General features: G+C 64.1%; 2 protein-coding genes and 1 pseudogene. All 3 read right to left on the bottom strand.

Going from position 1 to position 2800, the window contains the following annotated elements; translation table 11 throughout:
• Window positions 1–979 (bottom strand): F0F1 ATP synthase subunit beta (gene atpD / locus VFL62_RS23445; RefSeq protein WP_325174779.1); only part of this gene is annotated, 979 nt, incomplete at its 3' end.
• Window positions 980–1027: 48 nt separating this feature from the next.
• Window positions 1028–1906, bottom strand: coding sequence for a F0F1 ATP synthase subunit gamma (locus tag VFL62_RS23440; protein WP_325174778.1), 879 nt, complete (start codon window positions 1904–1906; stop codon window positions 1028–1030).
• Between the two features lie 111 nt (window positions 1907–2017).
• Window positions 2018–2800: pseudogene (locus tag VFL62_RS23435) on the bottom strand (F0F1 ATP synthase subunit alpha); the annotation flags it as partial.

Here is a 2800-nt window from a genome sequence, read left to right as displayed (position 1 = left end):
ACGTCGCCGGCGCCGGATCGGTCAAGTCGTCGGCCGGGACGTAGATCGCCTGCACCGAAGTGATCGAGCCCTTGGTCGTCGTGGTGATGCGCTCTTGCAGCGCGCCCATGTCGGTCGCCAGCGTCGGCTGGTAGCCCACCGCCGAGGGCAGGCGGCCGAGCAGCGCCGACACCTCGGAGCCGGCCTGGGTGAAGCGGAAGATGTTGTCGACGAAGAACAGCACGTCCTGACCCTGATCGCGGAAGTGCTCGGCAACCGTCAGACCGGTGAGGCCGACGCGGGCGCGCGCGCCCGGCGGCTCGTTCATCTGGCCGAACACCAGCGCGCACTTCGACTTCACGCTTGGATCCGGATTGTGCGGATCGGCGTTCACCTTGGATTCGATGAACTCGTGATAGAGGTCGTTGCCTTCGCGGGTACGCTCGCCGACGCCGGCGAACACCGAGTAACCGCCGTGCGCCTTGGCGACGTTGTTGATCAGCTCCTGAATCAGCACGGTCTTGCCGACGCCGGCACCGCCGAACAGGCCGATCTTGCCGCCCTTGGCGTAAGGCGCCAAGAGGTCGACGACCTTGATGCCGGTGACGAGGATTTCGGCTTCGGTCGACTGATCGGTATAGAGCGGCGCTTCCTGGTGAATGGCGCGCATGTCTTCGGCCTGAACCGGACCCGCTTCGTCGATCGGCTCGCCGACGACGTTGATGATGCGCCCCAACGTGCCGGCGCCGACCGGCACCTTGATCGGCGCGCCGGTATCGGCGACTTCCTGGCCGCGCACCAGACCTTCGGTGGTGTCCATCGCGATCGTGCGCACCGTGGATTCGCCGAGATGCTGGGCAACCTCAAGAACCAGGCGGTTGCCGCCGTTCTTGGTTTCCAGGGAATTGAGAATTGCCGGCAGGTGACCTTCGAACTGAACGTCGACGACGGCGCCGATGACCTGCGTGACGCGTCCGGTCTGATTGGCTGGTGTGGCCATAACTCTCTCCTTCGAATTCCTAAAACGTCAGGGCAGCCGCCGCGATCATCAGATCGCCTCGGCGCCCGAAATGATTTCGATCAGTTCCTTGGTGATCATCGCCTGGCGGGTGCGATTGTAGACCAGCGTCTGCTTGCGGATCATGTCGCCCGCGTTGCGGGTCGCATTGTCCATCGCGCTCATCTGGGCCCCATAGAACGAAGCGTTGTTTTCGAGCAGCGCGCGGAACACCTGCACCGCGATGTTGCGCGGCAGCAGCCGCGGCAGGATTTCGTCTTCCTCGGGCTCGTATTCGTAAGCGACCGCGGGGCCGGCGTTTGCGGAGGGTGCAGCCACTTCCAGCGGGATGATCTGCTGCGCGGTCGGGATCTGGGCGATCACCGAGCGGAAGCGCGAATAGAACAGCGTACAGACGTCGAATTCGCCGGCTTCAAACCGCGCGATCACCTTGTTGGCGATGTCCTCGGCGTTGACAAAACCGAGCTGACGGACCGAGCGCAGCTCGACGCTCTCCACAATCTGCTTTTCGAAGGTGCGGCGGAGCTGCTCGAGGCCCTTGCGGCCGACGCAGAAGAACTTCACTTCCTTGCCCTGCGCGATCAGCTTGTTGGCGTGTTCACGCGCAAGCCGCACGATCGAGGAGTTGAACGCGCCGGACAGGCCGCGCTCGCCGGTGCAGACCAGCAGCAGATGAACCTGATCCTTGCCGGTACCGGCCAGCAAGGCCGGCGCGCCAGGCGAGCCGGCAGCGGCCGCTGCGATGCCGGAAATCACGGCATCCATCTTTTCGGCATAGGGCCGGGCAGCTTCGGCGGCGGTCTGCGCGCGGCGCAGCTTCGAGGCCGCGACCATCTGCATCGCCTTGGTGATCTTCTGCGTCGCCTTGGTCGAGGCGATGCGGACCCGCATGTCCTTCAGTGAAGCCATTCTTCGTTCACCCCGGCGATCCGATCCTTATGTCAAAGACCAGACCGCTAGCCTGTCCATCATCGTGCCCGGCCTCGCGCCGGGCATCGGTTTGTCGTTGCGCGCGATCCGTTACGCGAAGGTCTTGGCGAAACCCTCAACCACGCTCTTCAGCTTCGCCGCGGTGTCGTCGGAGAGATCGCGGCTATCGCGAATGGTGTTGAGAATCTCAACGTTCTTGCCGCGCAGCGTCGCGAGCAGCCCGTCCTCGAAGGCCCGCACCTTGTTGAGCGGAAGCGCATCGAGATAGCCGTTGGTGCCGGCCCAGATCACGCAAACCTGCTCTTCCATCTTCAGCGGCGAGAACTGCGGCTGCTTCAGCAGTTCAGTCAGGCGCGAACCGCGGTTGAGCAGGCGCTGGGTCGAGGCATCGAGGTCGGAGCCGAACTGCGCGAACGCCGCCATTTCGCGGTACTGCGCCAGCTCGCCCTTGATCTTGCCGGCGACCTTCTTCATCGCCTTGGTCTGCGCCGACGATCCGACGCGCGACACCGACAGACCGACGTTCACCGCGGGCCGGATGCCCTGGAAGAACAGGTCGGTTTCCAGGAAGATCTGACCGTCGGTGATCGAGATCACGTTGGTCGGAATATAGGCCGACACGTCGTTGGCCTGGGTTTCGATGACCGGCAGCGCGGTGAGCGATCCGGAGCCCTGGTCCTTGTTCAGCTTGGCGGCGCGCTCGAGCAGGCGCGAGTGCAGATAGAACACGTCGCCCGGATAGGCTTCGCGGCCCGGCGGACGCCGCAGCAAGAGCGACATCTGACGGTAGGCGACGGCCTGCTTGGACAAGTCGTCATAGATGATGACCGCATGCATGCCGTTGTCGCGGAAGTACTCGCCCATGGTGCAGCC

Source organism: Bradyrhizobium sp., from assembly GCF_035701725.1.
Classification (GTDB): domain Bacteria; phylum Pseudomonadota; class Alphaproteobacteria; order Rhizobiales; family Xanthobacteraceae; genus Bradyrhizobium.
Note: the sequence above shows the minus strand (reverse complement) of the source record. Positions and strands in the feature narration are given on the sequence as shown.

Coding starts and splice junctions, on each gene's coding strand:
- VFL62_RS23440 (WP_325174778.1), bottom strand. CDS start 1,906: ATGGCTTCACTGAAGGACATGCGGGTCCGCATCGCCTCGACCAAGGCG.